The organism is Cohnella terricola (assembly GCF_007786475.1).
Classification (GTDB): Bacteria; Bacillota; Bacilli; order Paenibacillales; family Paenibacillaceae; genus Cohnella; species Cohnella terricola.
Map to the genome: position 1 here is coordinate 1 of NZ_VNJJ01000022.1, position 16844 is coordinate 16844.

Genomic DNA, 16844 nt, shown 5'->3' on the forward strand with positions numbered 1-16844 from the left:
CACCCGTCCGCCGCTAAGTCATTCAGGAGCAAGCTCCTAAATAACTCCGCTCGACTTGCATGTATTAGGCACGCCGCCAGCGTTCGTCCTGAGCCAGGATCAAACTCTCCATAATAGAGAGCCTAAAGGCTCAATCTGTATTGCTGGTTTCGTCTTTCGACGTTTTTGTTTCTTACGCTCAATGTTCAGTTTTCAAAGAACAATCGGTGTTTCTTTTTTGTCGTCCGCGCTAACGGCGACTTTTATAATATACCACAGTTCGAACTCTCAATGCAAGCATTATTTTTAATTTTGTTTGCATTTTTTATTTTCACCGTGTCCGCATCGTGTAGCTTTTTCAGCGGCGAGATATAACTTATCATAGATCGATAGAGCAAGTCAACGGTTTTTTCGACATTTTACGAATTGTTTTTATGATTTCGCCGAAGTGTATTCCAATTCCATCAATCCGTTTGGCGCAAGTCGCGCAGTTTGGGCAACTTCGCGAATGTGGCCCCGGTTAACCAACTTATATAGAAGAACGGACAGCTCAAGCGGTAGACCCGACAAATCCGGATGCCGTTGCAGTTCGAAAGGCGACCACGCTTCCTTCCGGCTTTCGATTAGCCGAATCAATAAAGCGCACGACGACTCCATCTTATTCAGGATCGCGAATTCGCATGCCAGCAACACCAGCTCTACCCGCTGCTCAAGCGTCTCCCCGCTTGTCGTCAATTCTTCGAATAGCTTATAGATCCCCGGATTGACTCGGCGCATTTGCTCCCAGACTGTCAATTCGGGATGCATGCCTTCCTCGACGAGCACGATATGCGCCCAATAATGAAGAGAAGATAACACGTTCGAATAGGCGTCGAGGACTTTCCCGTCCTTGAGATCTTGTTTGGCTTGCAAAGCGCTTCTGACGAACCGGGAGAATTCGCTCAACAGCTTCTGTTCCCGAATAAGCGGCGACCATTCCATAAGACGCCCCCTTAGCGTCGCTAAATAATCGTCCCTATCGACGATAATATCCCCTTGGATGAGCCAATATGCGCTGCCGCGGTTGGAACTGCTCACGATCCAGCTTTCGAGCTGCTCGGGCGTCACTCGCCTGACTTGGATTCGAATGTCGTTCCAAACCCGGTGCTCGATGCCCTTTTTCGAAGCTTCCGCTTCGGTCACGATGAGAACTAGACGGTCCAAGCCGTCAATGACCGGCTGGTACGAGAAGGGATTCTCCATATGAAGAAGACTGATCAACCCTTCCTCTTGACCGAATTGTTCTAAGTATGTAGCAGTGGCTTCTGTCCGAATCATGTTATCCGCACCTTTAATAAGACGAGACCTTGCCGAATCGAACCAAGGTGGTCTGTCTATGAAATGTAAGTTATAATTGATTTTGCGATCAAGGTCTATTTCTACACGCAAGTCCTTATTCCTGCTAAGATACAGGCGAGAAAATTTGATCAATGTTTTATGAAGATGGGAGATCACAACATGAAATGGAAAGCCAGCAAAATATCGACGATGCGAACATGGGGGCTTCTGCTTGTGCTGGTCGGCATGGGCGTCATGGTTTTCGGGACGAGCGGCATCCTCTTGTTCGGGGAAGTCGGCAAAATTATCGCCGCCGTATTCATGGTGCTGGGGATGATCAGTTGCTTTGTCAGCATGGGCATTTACTTCTGGGTAGGCATGTTATCTACTAGCGCGCCGGTGCTTGAATGCCCCGAGTGCGGTAAGAGAACGAAAATGCTCGGAACGACAGATCGCTGTATGTATTGCCATACGATTCTGACTTGGGATCCAGAGAAAGCGACGGACCAAGCGGCCGGCAATTCCGAAGCTTCAAAAGAAGCGCCCTTGCAACCGCAGCCGTAAATAATCGTATGATCACGTGCAAAAAGGGGATGCCTATTCGATTTCCGGACGGAAATCAATAGACATCCCCTTTCCATTTAACTTTACGGACGGGTTTGCAGCGCTTCATCCAGCGTGCCCCAGATCTCGTTCGATTCGAACCCGCGCCGCCACGAAGCGATTCCCGCCAAGTTGTGTTTCTTGGCGAGCTCGGCTCTGGCTTTCATGGACACCGCATCTTCGATCCAGATCTTCTTGACCGCCTTCTCTTCATTGAATTCCACGTAGTTCTGCCCCGACTCTTCGTCGAAAACAGGTTTAAGCTTTTTGTCCTGGATTAATTTCTTGACGGCGTCCATGCTCATCGTCTTGGATGAAACTTTAACGCCGCCTTTGTCATCCGGCTGTTCCGTCCATATCCGGGTGTAATAAGGCACACCCAATATCAGCTTGCTGGCGGGAACTCCGTCTTCGTTCAAGATTCGCTCTACCGATCTGTCCGCCCACGGCAACGAGGATACCGACCCGGCAACCGGGCTGGATGCCCAATGCTCGTCATAAGCCATCACCATCATAAAATCAACGCTTGCAGCTAGCCTAGGGCGATCTAGGAACGCCGACCAAAATTCGCTCCCCGACTTCGGCGTCACGTCGATCGACAACACCAGATTTTGCTCGTGCATTAGAGGCGCTAACTCCCGCATGAATTGTACGAGATTATCTTTATCTTTCGTATGCACATTTTCAAAATCGATATTAATGCCTTGAAGCTTGAACGTTTTCGCATAGGCAAGCATCTGCTGGATCATTGTATAACGCGACTCATAAGAAGAAAGAGCTTCATGCGTACGATCCGGTTCGAATCCGTTGCTGAACAGTCCCCACACTTGCATGCCCTTGGAACGGGCCCAAGCGGAATAGCCGGCATCGGCTTTGCTTTGAACGTTGCCGTTCCCGTCGACCAACTCGAACCAAGTCGGACTGACAACGTTAACCCCCTGAAGCTCGCCGATCTTATGGGTATCCGGATTAGCGGAATAGACAGCTTCCCAAGTCATATTGATTTTTTGGCCGATACCTTTCCAGGCAACGAATGGTTCGGCGGGCGAGTCTGTCGGAGAGATCGTCTCCACCTCCAACAACGCGACTCCGGTTTTGGACACGTACCCGATATGACCCGAACTGGATTGGGCTTTATACCATCCGTCCTCTTCTCCCCATATCCGCAAGTTGGTTCCCGCAGGCAGCGCTTCAACGATCGGAAAAGATTTATTCGGGCCTTCGCGCATTTTGATTCCCTTGGTCGTCTTGTCCGGAACTGCCGCGCGTTGAACGGATTCTCCCGGCACGTACAAGGACACGATCCCCGTTGATCCTCCGATCTCGGCCTTGATCCCGAACAGTTCCGTAAGCGGAGCGATCGGCAAAAACAATGTTCCGTCAGCTTTCTTCGCTGCGAATCTTAGCGTGGACGGCTTGCGGTTAAGCGTCGCGTCCAATTCGCCGGTCTTGAAATGAAGCACCTTCGTATCCGTCGTTAATATAACCGATTCGGTTTTCTCCTCGTATCGAACGCCATCTCCAAGTAGCTGGCGGGCAATTTCGATGGGAATGAGAAGCCCTTGATCATTTCCTTGGGCATAACCTTTCGTCCATTTTCCTTGAAGCATGATCGGACCCGTTTTCGCCATATATTCGGGTGTCACGAAAGAATTATTGGCCGAATGGCTTGTTTTCCACCATATCGTGACGGCAGCAGCCGCAACGAAGAGCAGCAACAAGAACAGCCATCCGCCGGATCTTCTGCGCGCTCGGCGCGGTCCGATCGGTAATTCGGTATTCAAATCCCTTCACTCTCCGTTTCTGATCATCTGGATGCAACGCTTGTCCTATTAAAAATACGAACCGAACGATCGATAGGTTTCTAGTTTCGGAACAGTCACAGCCACCGTAATGAAAAAGCACGCTAAGGCTTTAACCCCGCGTGCTTGATAATGTATCGGAAATCGCTTAAGAATGCATGCCCTTGCAAGTTGGACACAGCCCGTATATTTCCAGCCTATGGCCGAAAACACTGAACCCGGTCGATGCGGCAGCGGCCTGTTCCACTTCCCTGACCGGCGGGTGATCGAAATCGACGATCGTACCGCAGTTCGTGCAGGTCACATGATAATGGTCTGACATATCGGCATCAAAACGACTTGAATCATCGCCGTAGGTCAACTCACGAACGAGACCGGCATCGACGAATACCTTTAGATTGTTATAAACCGTCGCAACACTTAGGCTCGGATACTGCGGAGACAGCGCGCGAAAAATATCGTCAGCGGTCGGATGCGTATAGGATTCCATTAGATATTGCAAAATGGCATAACGTTGCGGGGTCATCCGGATGCCTCCGGATTTGAGCTGGTCCACGGCATGCTCAACCTTGGATTCCATGCTCCTCACAGCCTTTCGTATAACTTCTGCGTATATAGCCTTATTCTACGTTTAGCATTCGACCATTGTCAATGGAAGATACATCCCGATCCTTATGAGCCGCCCTAATTCCGTTTATGCGAACGCCCGCGTCCTTCCCAGAACCACAAAGCGACGCCCGCCCCAATCAGCACGAGAGCCCCCAGGGCGGAGCCGACGGAATCAAACAACCAGTTCCGCCAGTTGAATCCCGACATCAGCAAAATGACGACGCCAGCTGCCGCAAGAACGAGAATCGCGACGGGCGGCATGTTGCGGGGCAGTTGCTCATTTCCCGCAGGAGATGGCATTTGACCGCCGGTCCCGTTCCCCCATATTTGAGGATTCATGGCGCGGGATGCGCGGAAGTCGTTAACGACTTCCGTACTTTGAATCGCATCGAACAAGTTATAGAAATAAATAATCGGGAGCAGCAAACTGAGCAGTACGACGGATAAAATGTTTTCGCCCTCTGCGACATGTACGATCGCCGTAATATCCAACGCGATGAGCAGCATCAGGACGATACCTTTCACCATCAGTCCTAGATACATATGCCCGGTTCCCGGAACAAAGAAGGCCAGCAACCCCGCGACGAATTTTCTTTTTGCCGTTCCGCTGTGCTGCGTCTGTGGATAACCTTGGGGAACTCCGTACCCCTGCCAGGGTCCCTTGTGCATTGGTTCGCCCGCATCCGGCCTAGGGGGCGGCGGATATTCGTCCGGGCGATTCCAATTGTCCGATTCTTTCATGACTAATCCCTCCGACTGTGTATTCCGTGTCCACGATCTTGGGTATATCCTTTCCGTGAACCGCATGATCCTGTTTATTTATTCTAGCATGCTCGTTTTTGACCGAACAACGGTTTTCGGACGGGGCGATACCTAGGCTTAAGTCGGAGAAGATAACTTGCCGTTCTCTGGAACGGCGAGACGAACGAGACGAACCATTTCGATTTCCGGTATCGGCTTTAGCGTATCTTGGCGCTCGAATCCGAATCGTTCATATAAGGCAAGAGCGGGATAATTCCGGATTTCCGCGGTAACTTCCCAGACAAGAGATTGCGGCTCCTCGGACAGCAAACGCTCAAGCAGCATCGACCCGATGCCTCGGCGCAAATAATCCGGATGAACCATTAATCTGCAGATCGTGCAGAATTCTTCCCGTTCCCGTTCGTAGGATACCGCTCCGACAATCTCATCCTCATCGTTCAAGCATCCTAGAAAGTTCTCGCCGCAAGCTTGAAGCGATTCCGCAGTGTCCCGCAGCGGGGGGAGGTCCGAGACGCCGATCAATGCCGCTTCCAGACGGTAAGCGGGATGCTGCAGCGCCCATATTTCTTCTGCGGTTCCGCGATCGCGAATATCCAGCCGAACAATATTCATGCGTTGCCTCCTCATGAATCGAGCAAAACGGCAAACTCGCCATTAAGCAAGCTTGCCGTTTCGACTTCGTGCTATGCGTTCAAGCGATCCACGAGCAGCTTGTTGACAAGCCCCGGGTTCGCTTTGCCTTTCGTTTCTTTCATGATTTGCCCGACGAGGAATCCGATCGCCTTCTCTTTACCGTTGCGGAAATCTTCAACGGACTGCGGGTTCGCCGCGATCACCGCGTCGACGATCGCCAGAATCGCCCCTTCGTCGCTGATTTGCACGAGACCTTGTTCTTCGACGATCTGTTGCGGGGATTTGCCCGTTTCGATCAAGCCTTTGAACACGGTTTTGGCGATTTTGTTGCTGATCGTGCCCTTCTCGATCAATTGGATCATCTCGCCCAAGCCTTGGCCGGTTATCTTAACGCCGTCAAGCTCCAGATTGTTCGCGTTCAAGTAGCCGAGCAGTTCGCCCATAATCCAGTTCGCCGACGCTTTGGCATCGCTCGTATGCTTCAAGCTCTCTTCGAAGAAATCGGCGAGTTTCATCGATGCCGTCAACACGCCCGCGTCATAGGAGGATAGCCCGTATTCTTGGATGTAACGGGCTTGACGGGCATCCGGCAGCTCCGGAATCGAAGCCAGAACGCGAGCTTTCCATTCGTCGTCGATATGCAGGCGCACCAAATCCGGATCAGGAAAATAACGATAGTCGTGCGCTTCTTCCTTACCGCGCATGCTGATCGTTTTGCCTTGGTTTTCGTCCCAACGGCGCGTTTCCTGAACGACTTTACCTCCGCCGTCCAGTACGTCCGCTTGGCGCAGTTCCTCGTATTCCAATCCGCGCTGAACACCGCGGAAGGAGTTCATGTTCTTCAGCTCCGCGCGTGTGCCGAATTCCTTCTGTCCGTACGGACGAATGCTGATGTTGGCGTCGCAGCGCAGGCTGCCTTCCTCCATCTTGACGTCGGAGACGTCGCAGTATTGCATGATCGCCCGAAGTTTCTCCAAATATGCTTTCGCCTCTTCCGGAGAACGAATGTCCGGCTCCGATACGATCTCCACGAGCGGCGTACCTACGCGGTTCAAGTCGACGAGCGAGCCGTAGCCTCCGTCGATGTGCGTCAGCTTGCCCGCATCTTCTTCTAAGTGAAGGCGGGTAATGCCGATCCGTTTCGTCTGGCCGTTCACTTCGATATCGATCCAACCGTTCTGTCCGATCGGCTGATCGTATTGCGAAATTTGGTAAGCTTTCGGCGAATCGGGATAAAAATAGTTTTTGCGGTCGAATTTGCACCATTCCGCGATCTCGCAGTTGATCGCCATCGCCGCTTTCATCGCGTATTCCACCGCTTGGCGGTTCAGTACGGGCAGAACGCCGGGATGCCCTAAGCAGACCGGGCATGTATGCGTATTAGGCGGGGCTCCGAAAGACGTCGAGCATCCGCAGAATATTTTCGATTTCGTATGCAACTCGACATGCACTTCGAGGCCGACGACCGTTTCATATTTGGACATGTTATGCTCCTCCTAAGACAGTGCCGGACGCAGGTCGTGAAACCCGGTTTGGCTTTCGAATGCGTGCGCCGCTCTCAGTACGGTCGATTCGTCGAACGGCTTGCCAATAATCTGCAAGCCTACGGGCAGTCCGTCCGCCATCCCGCAAGGGATGCTGATCGCCGGCACTCCCGCCAGGCTGACGGGAATCGTGCAAATATCGTTCAAATACATCGTGAGCGGATCGCCGACTTGCTCGCCAAGCTTAAACGCGGGCGTTGGCGCCGTCGGTCCGATGATCAGATCGAACTTCTCGAACGCTTGGTCGAAATCTCTCTTGATCAAAGTCCGCACTTGTTGGGCTTTTTTATAATAAGCGTCATAATAGCCCGAGCTCAGCGCATAGGTACCTAACATGATCCTGCGCTTAACTTCCGGTCCGAAGCCTTCGCTGCGGGAACGGCGATAGAGATCGAGCAGATTGGCCGGATTGTCCGCGCGCACGCCGTAACGGACGCCGTCGAAACGGGCCAGATTGGAGGAAGCTTCGGACGAAGCGAGCAAATAATAAGTCGCTATGGCGTAATCGGTGTGCGGAAGCGATACTTCTTCCCATGTAGCGCCCATCGACTCGAATACTTTAAGTGCTTCCAACACGCGCTCTTTCACTTGCGGATCGATGCCTTGGCCCAAATATTCTTTAGCCACGCCGATGCGCAGTCCCTTGACGTCGCCGGTTAATGCCGACAAGTAATCCGGAACGTTCACGTTGGCGGAAGTCGTATCCCGCTCGTCATGACCTGCGATCGCTTGCAGAACGTAAGCCGAATCTTCCACGTTTTTCGTGATCGGCCCGATCTGATCGAGCGAAGACGCGAACGCCACTAAGCCGAAACGGGATACGAGTCCGTAAGTGGGCTTGAGTCCTACTACGCCGCAATAAGCCGCGGGTTGACGAATCGAACCGCCCGTATCCGAACCGAGCGAAAAATAGACTTGTCCTGCCGCGACCGATGCCGCAGAACCGCCGCTCGATCCGCCGGGAACGCGTTCCGTATCCCACGGGTTGCGAACCGGACCGTAGGCCGAATTCTCGTTGGAGCCGCCCATCGCGAATTCATCCATATTGAGCTTCCCGATCGTAACGGCTTGCGCCGCCCGTAGTTTGGTAACGACGGTCGCATCATAGATCGGATCGTGATTTTCCAGGAACTTGCTTCCGCAAGTCGTGCGAAGTCCCTCGGTGACGATGTTGTCCTTGATCCCGGCAGGGACTCCGAACAATAATCCGCGTTCTCCGCCCGCGGCGAGCTGAGCATCCAGCGCTTGCGCTTGCTGGCGCGCTCCCTCTTCGTTCAGCGCCAAGAACGCGCCGATCTTGCCGTCTGTATCGGATATCCGCTTAAAAGAATGATCCACCAGCTCGGTTACGGATAATTGTTTGTTTTTAAGCCGATTATGTAATTCGGACAGTTTAAGTTCAAAAACCGACATGCTATGCTCCTCCTAATCGTTATTCCAGAACCGCAGGCACCTTGAACTGCCCTTCTTCTTCTTCCGGAGCGTTGCGAAGTACTTTCTCGATCGGCCAAGACGGTTTGACTTCGTCTTCTCTCATCACGTTGGCCAGAGGCAGTACGTGGCTGGTCGGCTCAATGCCGTCCGCATCCAATTCATTTAATTTCTCGGCATATTTAAGAATCGCGTTCAACTGTCCCGCGAATTGTTCCTTCTCCGCGTCGGACAGATCGAGTCGCGCCAAATTCGCCACATGCTCGACATCCTTGATCGTTATGCTCATATTCCGTAACCCTCCTTAATTTCCGCATATCCGCTCATTCTTTTCATTATATCGGACAAACTAAGGGAACTCAATGAGTCCGGGAAGCTTTAAGCAGCTATCAACAAGGTTAATACAACCTGAACAAAAGGGAGTGAAAGCCGCGATGCGCAGTTACCATAGAGCGTCATCTTCCATGCCGCTAAAGGATGCCGGATTGGTGGAATTCGCCGCGGAGGATCAGGATACTCTCGCGGTCCTGACAGAAGCTCTCGCGGAATTTTCCGCGTCCGACGCTTCGCCGCTTGCCATGCGCTACGACGAGGACAGGAAGCTTCTGAACCTGATGAGCAAGCTGCAACGTCGACTTCCGTCGGAAGCCGCTCTCAGAGCAAGATGCCGTATCGGATATGATTCCAAGGAGGATTCCTCCGGAGAAGCCGAGAAGGACGGCTGGATTCCGCTCGCGGAGCTGTTCGGAGAAGTGGGCGGAACGAGCATTGCCGATTATATTTTGCACCGGGCATATACGCTGTACTTGCAACCGATCGTTCAAACGAACGGGAGCATCGTCGGATACGAATTTCTGACGCGGTCTTTGCCTGAACAGGCTCCATTCCGTCCGGCAGAGCTGTTCGAGACCGCACGCAAAATCGGCCAGCATTCTTTCTTGGACCGTGCGGCGCGGCTGCTGGCCGTTCGTATGGGCGCCGCTCATCTTGCTCCGGGGATGCTCCGTTTCGTTAACTTTCTCCCTTCCTCCCTGCATCAGCCGGATGCGTGCTTGAAATGTATTTTCGACGCGATGCGAGAAACCGGAACCGATCCACGGGACTGCGTCTTCGAGGTCATGGAGTCCGAACCGTTGGACGATCCGAGGCTGCCCGACGTGTTCTCCGTCTATCGCAAGGAAGGCGTCAGGGTCGCGCTTGACGATGTCGGCAGCGGCTTCGCGACTCTGGACGTCGTCGAAAGGCTTCAGCCCGACTATGTGAAAATGGATCGAAGATGGGTTAGCCGGTGCGATCAAGATACCGACAAACAACGCTATATCGACCGTTTGCTCGAACGGGTATCTCGGTTCAATGGCGTTGTATTGGCTGAAGGCGTAGAGCGGCTAGAGGAATGGAACTACTTAAAGCAAGCCGGCGTGCCGTTGTTTCAGGGATATCTCTTCGGCCGGGCCGCGCCCGTTCCCATCCCCGCTCCGGCGGCGGTATTGTAACAAACAAAACGCACCGAACGACTTCGGCCTAGCCGAGCGTTTCGGTGCGTTTGCGTGTTTATGCGGGGTCGCCGCTTAGATCCAAGCTTTCAGGTTGACTTGACGGATGAACTCATCCCGGCTGAGCACGTCATTGCTCGACTCGTCGGTGGATTGCTCCTCCTCTTTGCCGCCGTTCATGATCCGCTTGAATAAATCCTCGTTGCGCGTAACGAGCGCGTAATCGATCAGAGCTTCCCTCTCGATCCGCTCCGCTTCGAGCTCTAGCAAAGTTCTTTCCAATTCGATATCCTCGCTAGGAACGTAAAATTGTCTATTTGCTTTCGGAACCCGAATAATATAATCGAACGCGCTATCGTTATTGCGATCGTACGCGATGACGTAACCGTATTCGCCTACAGGCAAATTTTGTTCAAACCGGTCGTCCACGATGACGATTCTTTCCCCCAGTTGCAGCATACCGATTCTCCCCCCTAATTTCCCGGTAATACTACTATCCTACTAGAAAAGTATGACCTTATGCAAATACTGTCATTCTAGTGAAGGGAAAATTTAAAGTCTAGCCGCATTCGCTCCTTTGACCGCTATCGTGATTAGCGCCATGACGCATACGGCCGTCACGGAAGCCGCAACTGCCCACGAGGGGGTTTCTCCAGCCGCTAATCCGGCAATCGCCGCGTTATTCAGTCCGGAGGGGAGCCACGAAAGCCGGTTTTCGAACAAGCCTCTGACGATTTGAAGAACGATCGCAAACCCGAAAGCGGAGAATGCCGCTCCGGCGGGAGAACGAATCCATGCGCTGGCCGCTATGGTGACCGTTCCGACGAATACCAGCCAAGCGAAGTATAGGAACCCCGAGACCGCGACTGTCGCCGCATCCGCGACGCCGATCAGCAGATTTGTATAATACCAAGCGCCGCCATAGCCCAAGAGGAAAGCAAAGCCGACGATCAAACACAAAGCGGTCCATTTGGATGCGACATAAGCCAGGCGAGCGACCGGTTTCACCAGAATCCAAGCAGCAGTCCCGTTCCTCTTCTCGCCGGATATCGTCCCCATGTACGCCAGGCATATCGCGAGCACGCCGATCGTTCCAAATTGGCTTAAAGTCTGCCCTAACACTTCGCCGGGCTTCGGAATCGGGATTTGAATCATTGCGCCTTCCGGCAGACTTCCCGCGGCAGCGATAATGTCCGGCATAAATTTTGCGCTTATCGGCTGGATAAGGCCGAGCAGGACGAAGACCGCCGGCAGCCAGATCAACTTACCTGTCCGCAGCGCCTCCCGCAGCTCTTTGACGAGTAATACCCCGTATACTTTCATGTCCGTAGCGCCTCCATGAACCAGATCTCCAACGATTTGCGTCCGACCTCGAACGTTCTCAGCTTGACCCCTTGGTCCAAAGCGCTTCTAAGCACCTTATCGCGCAAAGCATCCATATCGTCCGTCTCGATTCGGCATTGGTTTCGCTCTTCCTCAACTTTTAACGCCTCAGGCAAATCCCGCAATCCGGCAATCCATCGGCTCGCATTCTCGCTCTCCTCCGCGACAACTCTCAAGAAAGGCTTGCCCGCGGCTTGGCGAAGCTGTTCCATCTCGCCTTGCATGACGACTTGTCCTTTGTTCATCAAGATCAATTCGTCGCAGATCTGTTCGGCATCATGCAGGACGTGAGTAGACAGCAAGATCGTCATCTCTTGTTTCCACACGGCAAGCATCTCAAGAACGTCCCGCCTGCCGATCGGGTCCAGCGCGGATACGGGTTCGTCTAGCAATAGAAGGCGGGGTCGATGAATGACCGCCTGCGCGAGACCCAGCCTCTGCTTCATGCCCCCGGAATACCCCGCGACCGGGCGGTGGGCCGCATCCTTCAAGCCGGCGGCTTCAAGAAGCTCTTCGCTTCGTCTAGCCGCTTCGGTCGCGGACAAGCCGCAGAGTCGACCGGCCGTCATCACCGTTTCGCGCCCGGTCATCCATCCGAAAAACGCCGGCTGCTGTGGCAGAAAGCCCATCCACTGTCTTCGGTCCCCAGACAACTCTCCGCTTGTCTTAAGATTGCCTGACGACGGCTCCAACAGACCGGCTAGAATGGAGAGGGTCGTCGTTTTTCCGGCTCCATTAGGTCCGAGCAACGCAATGCAGCGCTTCTCCCCGATCGCGAAGCTGGCCTCTTTAAGCGCCTCCGTTCTGCCGAAGCTTCGCGACAGATTTTCGGCGACCACAATGTTGTTCATCACGTATCCTTTCTACCGAACGCGAAAAACAGGATCGGCCCCACGATATTAAGCAAAACGATAATCGCAACCCACATCCACTTGTTCCCCCGGACGGCATGGGCGCGAAATAAATAAATGAGCGCGGTGACCATCAAAATCAGCTGAATGATGGCTACCGGAATCAAAATGAGCACGAGCTGGGAATTATCCATCTTTCTTCGCTCCTTTAAGGTTATTTTCCGCCGCTTTCGTCTGTCGTTTCTTCTTATAGTTCTTCCAAACTTGCAATAACAAATAGGTCATCAACGGCGAGGGAAAATGCGTCAATCCCCATAGTCCCCAAAACCAAGCTTTCCTGCCTCGGGATCTGGCATGCAGGAACAATCCCGTACTCTGCGCGAATAGCAGTATTCCGATACCTAACCATAATCGCCAATCCACCTTCGCAAGTTCATTCATAAGCGTCCGGCTCCTTGCGTCGAGCCCCTCTTATTTCGCTGAAAAGCACCGGGATACCTATTCCTGCGGAGAGAACCTGAAAAGCCCAGAAGGCGACGGGAATTCCCGACAGCCCTCTTCCCAGCAGCATCAATCCCGTAACGACCGGAAGAGCGACCGCCCAAAATAGAATCAGTTCTCTCCATAACTTTCTTCTGACGGTTTTTCGCCGTTCCCGGACGAGGGTATTCCAAACTTCAGGCCGTGCGGGAGCTACCGGATACACAGCCTCAAGATCGTCCCAAGCCTGCTTAAGCGCCAGATTGATTTCATCCTCGGTTTCTCGGCCGGATCGCGTCATCGTCTCCCCACTCCTCTCGAATTTTTCGAATGCTGTTATGAATTCTCGATTTGACCGTGCCAACGGGAAGAGCCATCATTTCTCCGATTTCCTCGTAGGTATATCCATAGTAGTGTTTCAGCACGAGCGGCATTCTTTCTTCCCGTTCCATCTTCTCCAAACACGCCATCAGTTCCGTCCATTCGGCGCCCCGGTACATCGTTTCCCATTGAAAAGCGGACATGCGGCCTTCTTCTTTCAATATGGCCGTTTCCCTTTTCTTCCTGCGAACGGCATCTAGAAATAACCTCGTACCGATCGTAATGAGCCATGTGGAAAACTTGGAGCTGCCGTCGTATCGATCGATTTTCTCAATCGCCCGGATCATCGTTTCTTGGGTCATATCTTCGGCGACGGAACGGTCCATCGTAACTTTTAATAAATAATGAAAAACGAAAGCATAGTGCTCGCGCAGCAAGTTTGCCAACTCCGCATCCGATAGCCGTCCCGCATGGGAGTTAGTGCCCAATTGAACCATATTGTTTAGCACCCGCCTCCTCAACATCTATCGAAATAGGATGTAACGTATATCGCCACTTATACGAATGAGGACATGAGATCGTTCACGCGATACAAAAAAAACCGAAAACCTTCTCGATTTTCGGCTTCTTCTCCATTTGAATGTTACAGCTCGTACAACTTCTCCGGCGATACGGTTAAAGCCCGGCAGCCATCCTCGGTGATCAGATACGTATTCTCGATGCCAACGACTCCTTGACCCGGGAACGTGAATTTCGGCTCTACCGCAATCGTCATTCCAGGCTCCAGCGGTTCTCTGAAACCTCGTGCAAGCACCGGCCATTCGTCGATCTCAAGACCGATTCCATGACCAAGGAACTTCACTTGATCTTTCCCATAACCCATGAAGTGGCCGGCCAGCCCTGCGGACTCCGCCATTTCAAGCGCTTGAACGTAGATTTGCTCGGGCGCCATTCCCGGACGAAGCAGCCGCTCGCTGCTTCGGATAATTTCTTCGGACGTCCGGTAGGCGGACATCAATTCCGGCGCAAGCTTGCCGATCACCGCTGTGCGGGTTTGATCGATGACATAGCCGTCGATGCAGCAGCCGAGATCGAGTAGGATCGGCTCGTTTCGGCCGATCGGGCGTAGACTGACGCTCTTCGGAGCAGCCGGAGATAGCCCTCTTCCGCCCGCAGGTCCGTCAAAATACGAGGGCTCGGCCGCCGCTTCGCCCGCAGATACGATGCCCGTCATAATCTCCTGGTTATAGCCACGCATTCTCATCAGTCCGATGTGACCTCTCCTGCGAGTACCATTCTCGATGACGGCCATCAGTTCCAGCTCCGTCATCCCTTCCCTCAAGCTTGCGAGGCCCTCTTCCAGCGCGGCTGCGACAACTTCCGCCGCATGCGAAATCCGCCCGATCTCATAAGCGGACTTCACGCTTCGCTCGCTGCGTAGAATCGACGAAACATCTAACAATTGCGCGGAAGGGATCGCTTGTCCCAATCTCATGTATAGCTGGGCGGGCATCACGTCAAGATCGGCACCGATCCGCACAGGTTGTCCCGCTTCCGTGAATCGTTCGGGATAATCCGCCTTCAATTGCTCGCCGAAAACGCGAAACGATCCCAATTCCACCGTCCTAACCTTGGATTCCTCAAGCGCGCGAACATAACTTCTTCTAACATAATAAGTCGGTTCACCTTCAGCTGGCACGAACAAATACCCTGACTGCATCGAACCTGTGTAATAGTATATTCCGACATTCTGGGTAATCAGGCAGCCGTCCATGTCGGCCTTAGCAAGCTTTGATTGCAACCGAACTCTGCGGTGTATCCATTCATCTAACGACGGTTCTTTTTGCATGTTAGGAGCTCCCACGATTAAGTAATGTTGTCGTCTGTTTCAAGCTTATTCTCAGTTACATGGCCGGGATCGTAATCCTGACGGTCGTCCCGATTCCAGGCCTGCTATAAATATATACGCCGTAATCTTTGCCATAATGAAGTTTGATCCGTTGATCTACATTTCGTACGCCATAGCCTGATCCGCCCGTATCCTCCGGATCCAATATCTCCTTGATTCGCTGTGCCGTCATGCCAACACCGTCATCGATTACACAGAATACAATCATATCCTTCGACAGCTCTCCGGTAATCCGGATGTGGATCCGATCCGCGCACCACGCATGTTTTAACACATTTTCAACGAAAGGCTGCAATATCAGCTTCATTGTATCATATCGGATCACGTCCGGGCTCACGTCGAACTTGACGCTCAACCGCTCTTCGTATTTGACCTTCTGAATATCCAGATACGCCTGCACCTGCTCCAGTTCTTTGCGTACCGAGATGATCATTCGGCCGTCATTCAATGACAAGCGGTAGAACGTGGCCAAGTTCATAATCATTTGATGCTGCTTTTCTACCTCTCCGAATTTCGCCAGCCTGCTGATCGAAGAGAGTGTGTTATATAAAAAGTGCGGGTTGACCTGCGCCTGCATCGATTCCAGCTCGGCTTCCTTCTTTTTAAGGTTGGTCACGTACACTTTTTCGATCAATTGATGAGTATTCTGCCCCAACTCGTTCAGTGCCTGAGCAATCTGATAGAACTCGTCGTTCCCTTTCAGATACAGCCTTTTGTGAAAATCTCCTTCGCGGAAAGCTTTCAGCACTGCCACGATTTTCATGACTCGTTTCGTAAAATAACTGGAAACCAAGGCGGCCACAAAGGAAAACACAAGAAAACAAATAGAACAGACGACCGCGGTGAGCGTCGTCACTTTCTTGGCATCTTTGTCCAAGATGTCTGCCGATACTGCCGCGATAAGCTCATAAGGCAATCCCGGAAGCGGTTGACGAATGATTAACCGGTCACCAGCCGAGCTCTCGCTCCAATCCAATCCTTGCAAATCTGAGATATCTCCAGATGAATAAATCACTCGGCCACCGGCATCTGCGACAATCAGAGCGCTGTTATTGCCGATTTCTTGATAATTGACGCTGCGAAATAGCTCGGATAAGTGTACGCTTACGCGCATTAAACCGACCTCCCTAATATGAGGAGGAAACGGCATATCCACCAACCGACGCACGAAGGAGATTCTCCGAAACGGCTCATCGTCTTCAATCTGCATCCACTGTTTGGTCATCCCATACTCTTCTTTGGGAAGATCTATGTACCAAGTCTTGTCGGTAATGCGCCGAATATTATATATATCGAGCAACTGAGGCTCTCTTAGAAGCGGATCCGCACCACCGTAAACATGATAGATTTCCGGCATTAATTCGTTATGGATGTAAATGGACAACCAAATATTTTGTGTTGTCGTCTCGATGGCTGTACGAAACTTAGGCAATGAATATTCCGTTAGCGCAAAGTACTTTTCCCAACCCGGCTGATAGCTGTTCAAGTGCTTCGCTAGCGTCGCATCCTGGTACAGCACATCCGCAACCCGCTCTAGCTCCCCCCGCTGAGAAGCGATATTATCTTTCATTTGCTTAAGCGTGCCTTGGATGTTGACGCGGGTTTGATTTCGAATCGAATCATTAAAGATCGAATAGGAAAAATACCCGATGATGAGAACGGGAATCGTGATGAATACGACATAGGAGAACATCAGCTTGTAGCCGAATTGAAACAATCTCCCCACA

The 16844-nt window shown here is 52.3% G+C and carries 19 protein-coding genes and 1 rRNA gene; 2 read left to right on the top strand and 18 right to left on the bottom strand.

Annotated features, from left to right (window positions below; genetic code table 11):
- Both FPZ45_RS23220 and FPZ45_RS23225 read right to left on the bottom strand, forming a co-directional pair.
- Positions 1–115, bottom strand: a 16S ribosomal RNA gene (locus FPZ45_RS23220); the annotation flags it as partial.
- A gap of 296 nt (positions 116–411) precedes the next feature.
- Positions 412–1296 carry a nucleotidyltransferase-like protein gene (locus FPZ45_RS23225; protein WP_144707005.1) on the bottom strand — a complete coding sequence of 295 codons (885 nt, stop codon included), beginning with the start codon at positions 1294–1296 and terminating at the stop codon, positions 412–414.
- Between the two features lie 180 nt (positions 1297–1476).
- Here FPZ45_RS23225 and FPZ45_RS23230 point away from each other — a divergent pair, with 180 nt between their 5' ends.
- Positions 1477–1860 (top strand): DUF2614 family zinc ribbon-containing protein, encoded by a 384-nt coding sequence (locus tag FPZ45_RS23230; RefSeq protein WP_144707007.1) that lies wholly within the window; start codon positions 1477–1479, stop codon positions 1858–1860.
- A gap of 83 nt (positions 1861–1943) precedes the next feature.
- Here the strand turns inward: FPZ45_RS23230 and FPZ45_RS23235 are convergent, their stop codons facing one another.
- From FPZ45_RS23235 to gatC, 7 genes are all read right to left on the bottom strand, one after another.
- Complete coding sequence (locus tag FPZ45_RS23235) at positions 1944–3683, bottom strand: glycosyl hydrolase family 18 protein (protein ID WP_144707009.1); 1740 nt, start codon at positions 3681–3683, stop codon at positions 1944–1946.
- A gap of 166 nt (positions 3684–3849) precedes the next feature.
- Complete coding sequence (locus tag FPZ45_RS23240) at positions 3850–4281, bottom strand: Fur family transcriptional regulator (RefSeq protein ID WP_144707011.1); 432 nt, start codon at positions 4279–4281, stop codon at positions 3850–3852.
- A gap of 104 nt (positions 4282–4385) precedes the next feature.
- Complete coding sequence (locus FPZ45_RS23245) at positions 4386–5051, bottom strand: DUF6677 family protein (protein ID WP_144707013.1); 666 nt, start codon at positions 5049–5051, stop codon at positions 4386–4388.
- Between the two features lie 138 nt (positions 5052–5189).
- Complete coding sequence (locus FPZ45_RS23250; protein ID WP_186438531.1) at positions 5190–5684, bottom strand: GNAT family N-acetyltransferase; 495 nt, start codon at positions 5682–5684, stop codon at positions 5190–5192.
- Between the two features lie 71 nt (positions 5685–5755).
- A complete protein-coding gene (gene gatB, locus FPZ45_RS23255; RefSeq protein WP_144707017.1) occupies positions 5756–7189 on the bottom strand; it encodes an Asp-tRNA(Asn)/Glu-tRNA(Gln) amidotransferase subunit GatB in 1434 nt (477 codons plus the stop codon).
- A gap of 12 nt (positions 7190–7201) precedes the next feature.
- Positions 7202–8662 carry an Asp-tRNA(Asn)/Glu-tRNA(Gln) amidotransferase subunit GatA gene (gene gatA, locus FPZ45_RS23260; RefSeq protein WP_144707019.1) on the bottom strand — a complete coding sequence of 487 codons (1461 nt, stop codon included), beginning with the start codon at positions 8660–8662 and terminating at the stop codon, positions 7202–7204.
- Between the two features lie 19 nt (positions 8663–8681).
- On the bottom strand, positions 8682–8969 hold the full coding sequence (gene gatC / locus FPZ45_RS23265; protein WP_144707021.1) for an Asp-tRNA(Asn)/Glu-tRNA(Gln) amidotransferase subunit GatC: 288 nt from the start codon (positions 8967–8969) through the stop codon (positions 8682–8684).
- Between the two features lie 145 nt (positions 8970–9114).
- On the opposite strand from gatC, the gene FPZ45_RS23270 reads away from it, so the two are divergent.
- On the top strand, positions 9115–10173 hold the full coding sequence (locus tag FPZ45_RS23270; protein ID WP_186438532.1) for an EAL domain-containing protein: 1059 nt from the start codon (positions 9115–9117) through the stop codon (positions 10171–10173).
- Between the two features lie 75 nt (positions 10174–10248).
- Here FPZ45_RS23270 and FPZ45_RS23275 read toward each other — a convergent pair whose 3' ends face one another.
- The 9 genes from FPZ45_RS23275 to FPZ45_RS23315 form a co-directional block, all read right to left on the bottom strand.
- Positions 10249–10632 (bottom strand): ATPase, encoded by a 384-nt coding sequence (locus FPZ45_RS23275; RefSeq protein WP_144707025.1) that lies wholly within the window; start codon positions 10630–10632, stop codon positions 10249–10251.
- A 93-nt stretch (positions 10633–10725) separates the two neighbouring features.
- Entirely contained in the window at positions 10726–11496 is a 771-nt protein-coding gene (locus tag FPZ45_RS23280; RefSeq protein WP_144707027.1) for an ABC transporter permease, read from the bottom strand.
- Positions 11493–12407: an ABC transporter ATP-binding protein gene (locus FPZ45_RS23285; protein WP_144707029.1), complete on the bottom strand. Its 915-nt coding sequence runs from the start codon at positions 12405–12407 to the stop codon at positions 11493–11495. Before FPZ45_RS23285 ends, FPZ45_RS23280 begins: the two co-directional genes overlap by 4 nt.
- Positions 12407–12601, bottom strand: coding sequence for a PLD nuclease N-terminal domain-containing protein (locus FPZ45_RS23290; protein WP_144707031.1), 195 nt, complete (start codon positions 12599–12601; stop codon positions 12407–12409). The genes FPZ45_RS23285 and FPZ45_RS23290 overlap by 1 nt, the downstream gene beginning before the upstream one ends.
- Positions 12594–12848, bottom strand: coding sequence for a hypothetical protein (locus tag FPZ45_RS23295; protein ID WP_144707033.1), 255 nt, complete (start codon positions 12846–12848; stop codon positions 12594–12596). Before FPZ45_RS23295 ends, FPZ45_RS23290 begins: the two co-directional genes overlap by 8 nt.
- A complete protein-coding gene (locus FPZ45_RS23300; RefSeq protein WP_144707035.1) occupies positions 12841–13188 on the bottom strand; it encodes a YxlC family protein in 348 nt (115 codons plus the stop codon). The genes FPZ45_RS23295 and FPZ45_RS23300 overlap by 8 nt, the downstream gene beginning before the upstream one ends.
- Positions 13157–13717, bottom strand: coding sequence for an RNA polymerase sigma factor SigY (sigY, locus tag FPZ45_RS23305; RefSeq protein ID WP_246120557.1), 561 nt, complete (start codon positions 13715–13717; stop codon positions 13157–13159). The genes FPZ45_RS23300 and sigY overlap by 32 nt, the downstream gene beginning before the upstream one ends.
- Positions 13718–13851: 134 nt before the next feature.
- The gene (locus FPZ45_RS23310) at positions 13852–15057 is read right to left on the bottom strand and encodes a M24 family metallopeptidase (RefSeq protein WP_144707037.1); all 1206 of its coding nucleotides are present in this window, start codon (positions 15055–15057) and stop codon (positions 13852–13854) included.
- Positions 15058–15112: 55 nt separating this feature from the next.
- Positions 15113–16843 carry a cache domain-containing sensor histidine kinase gene (locus tag FPZ45_RS23315; RefSeq protein WP_342780091.1) on the bottom strand — a complete coding sequence of 577 codons (1731 nt, stop codon included), beginning with the start codon at positions 16841–16843 and terminating at the stop codon, positions 15113–15115.
- Between the last annotated feature and the right edge of the window lies 1 nt (position 16844).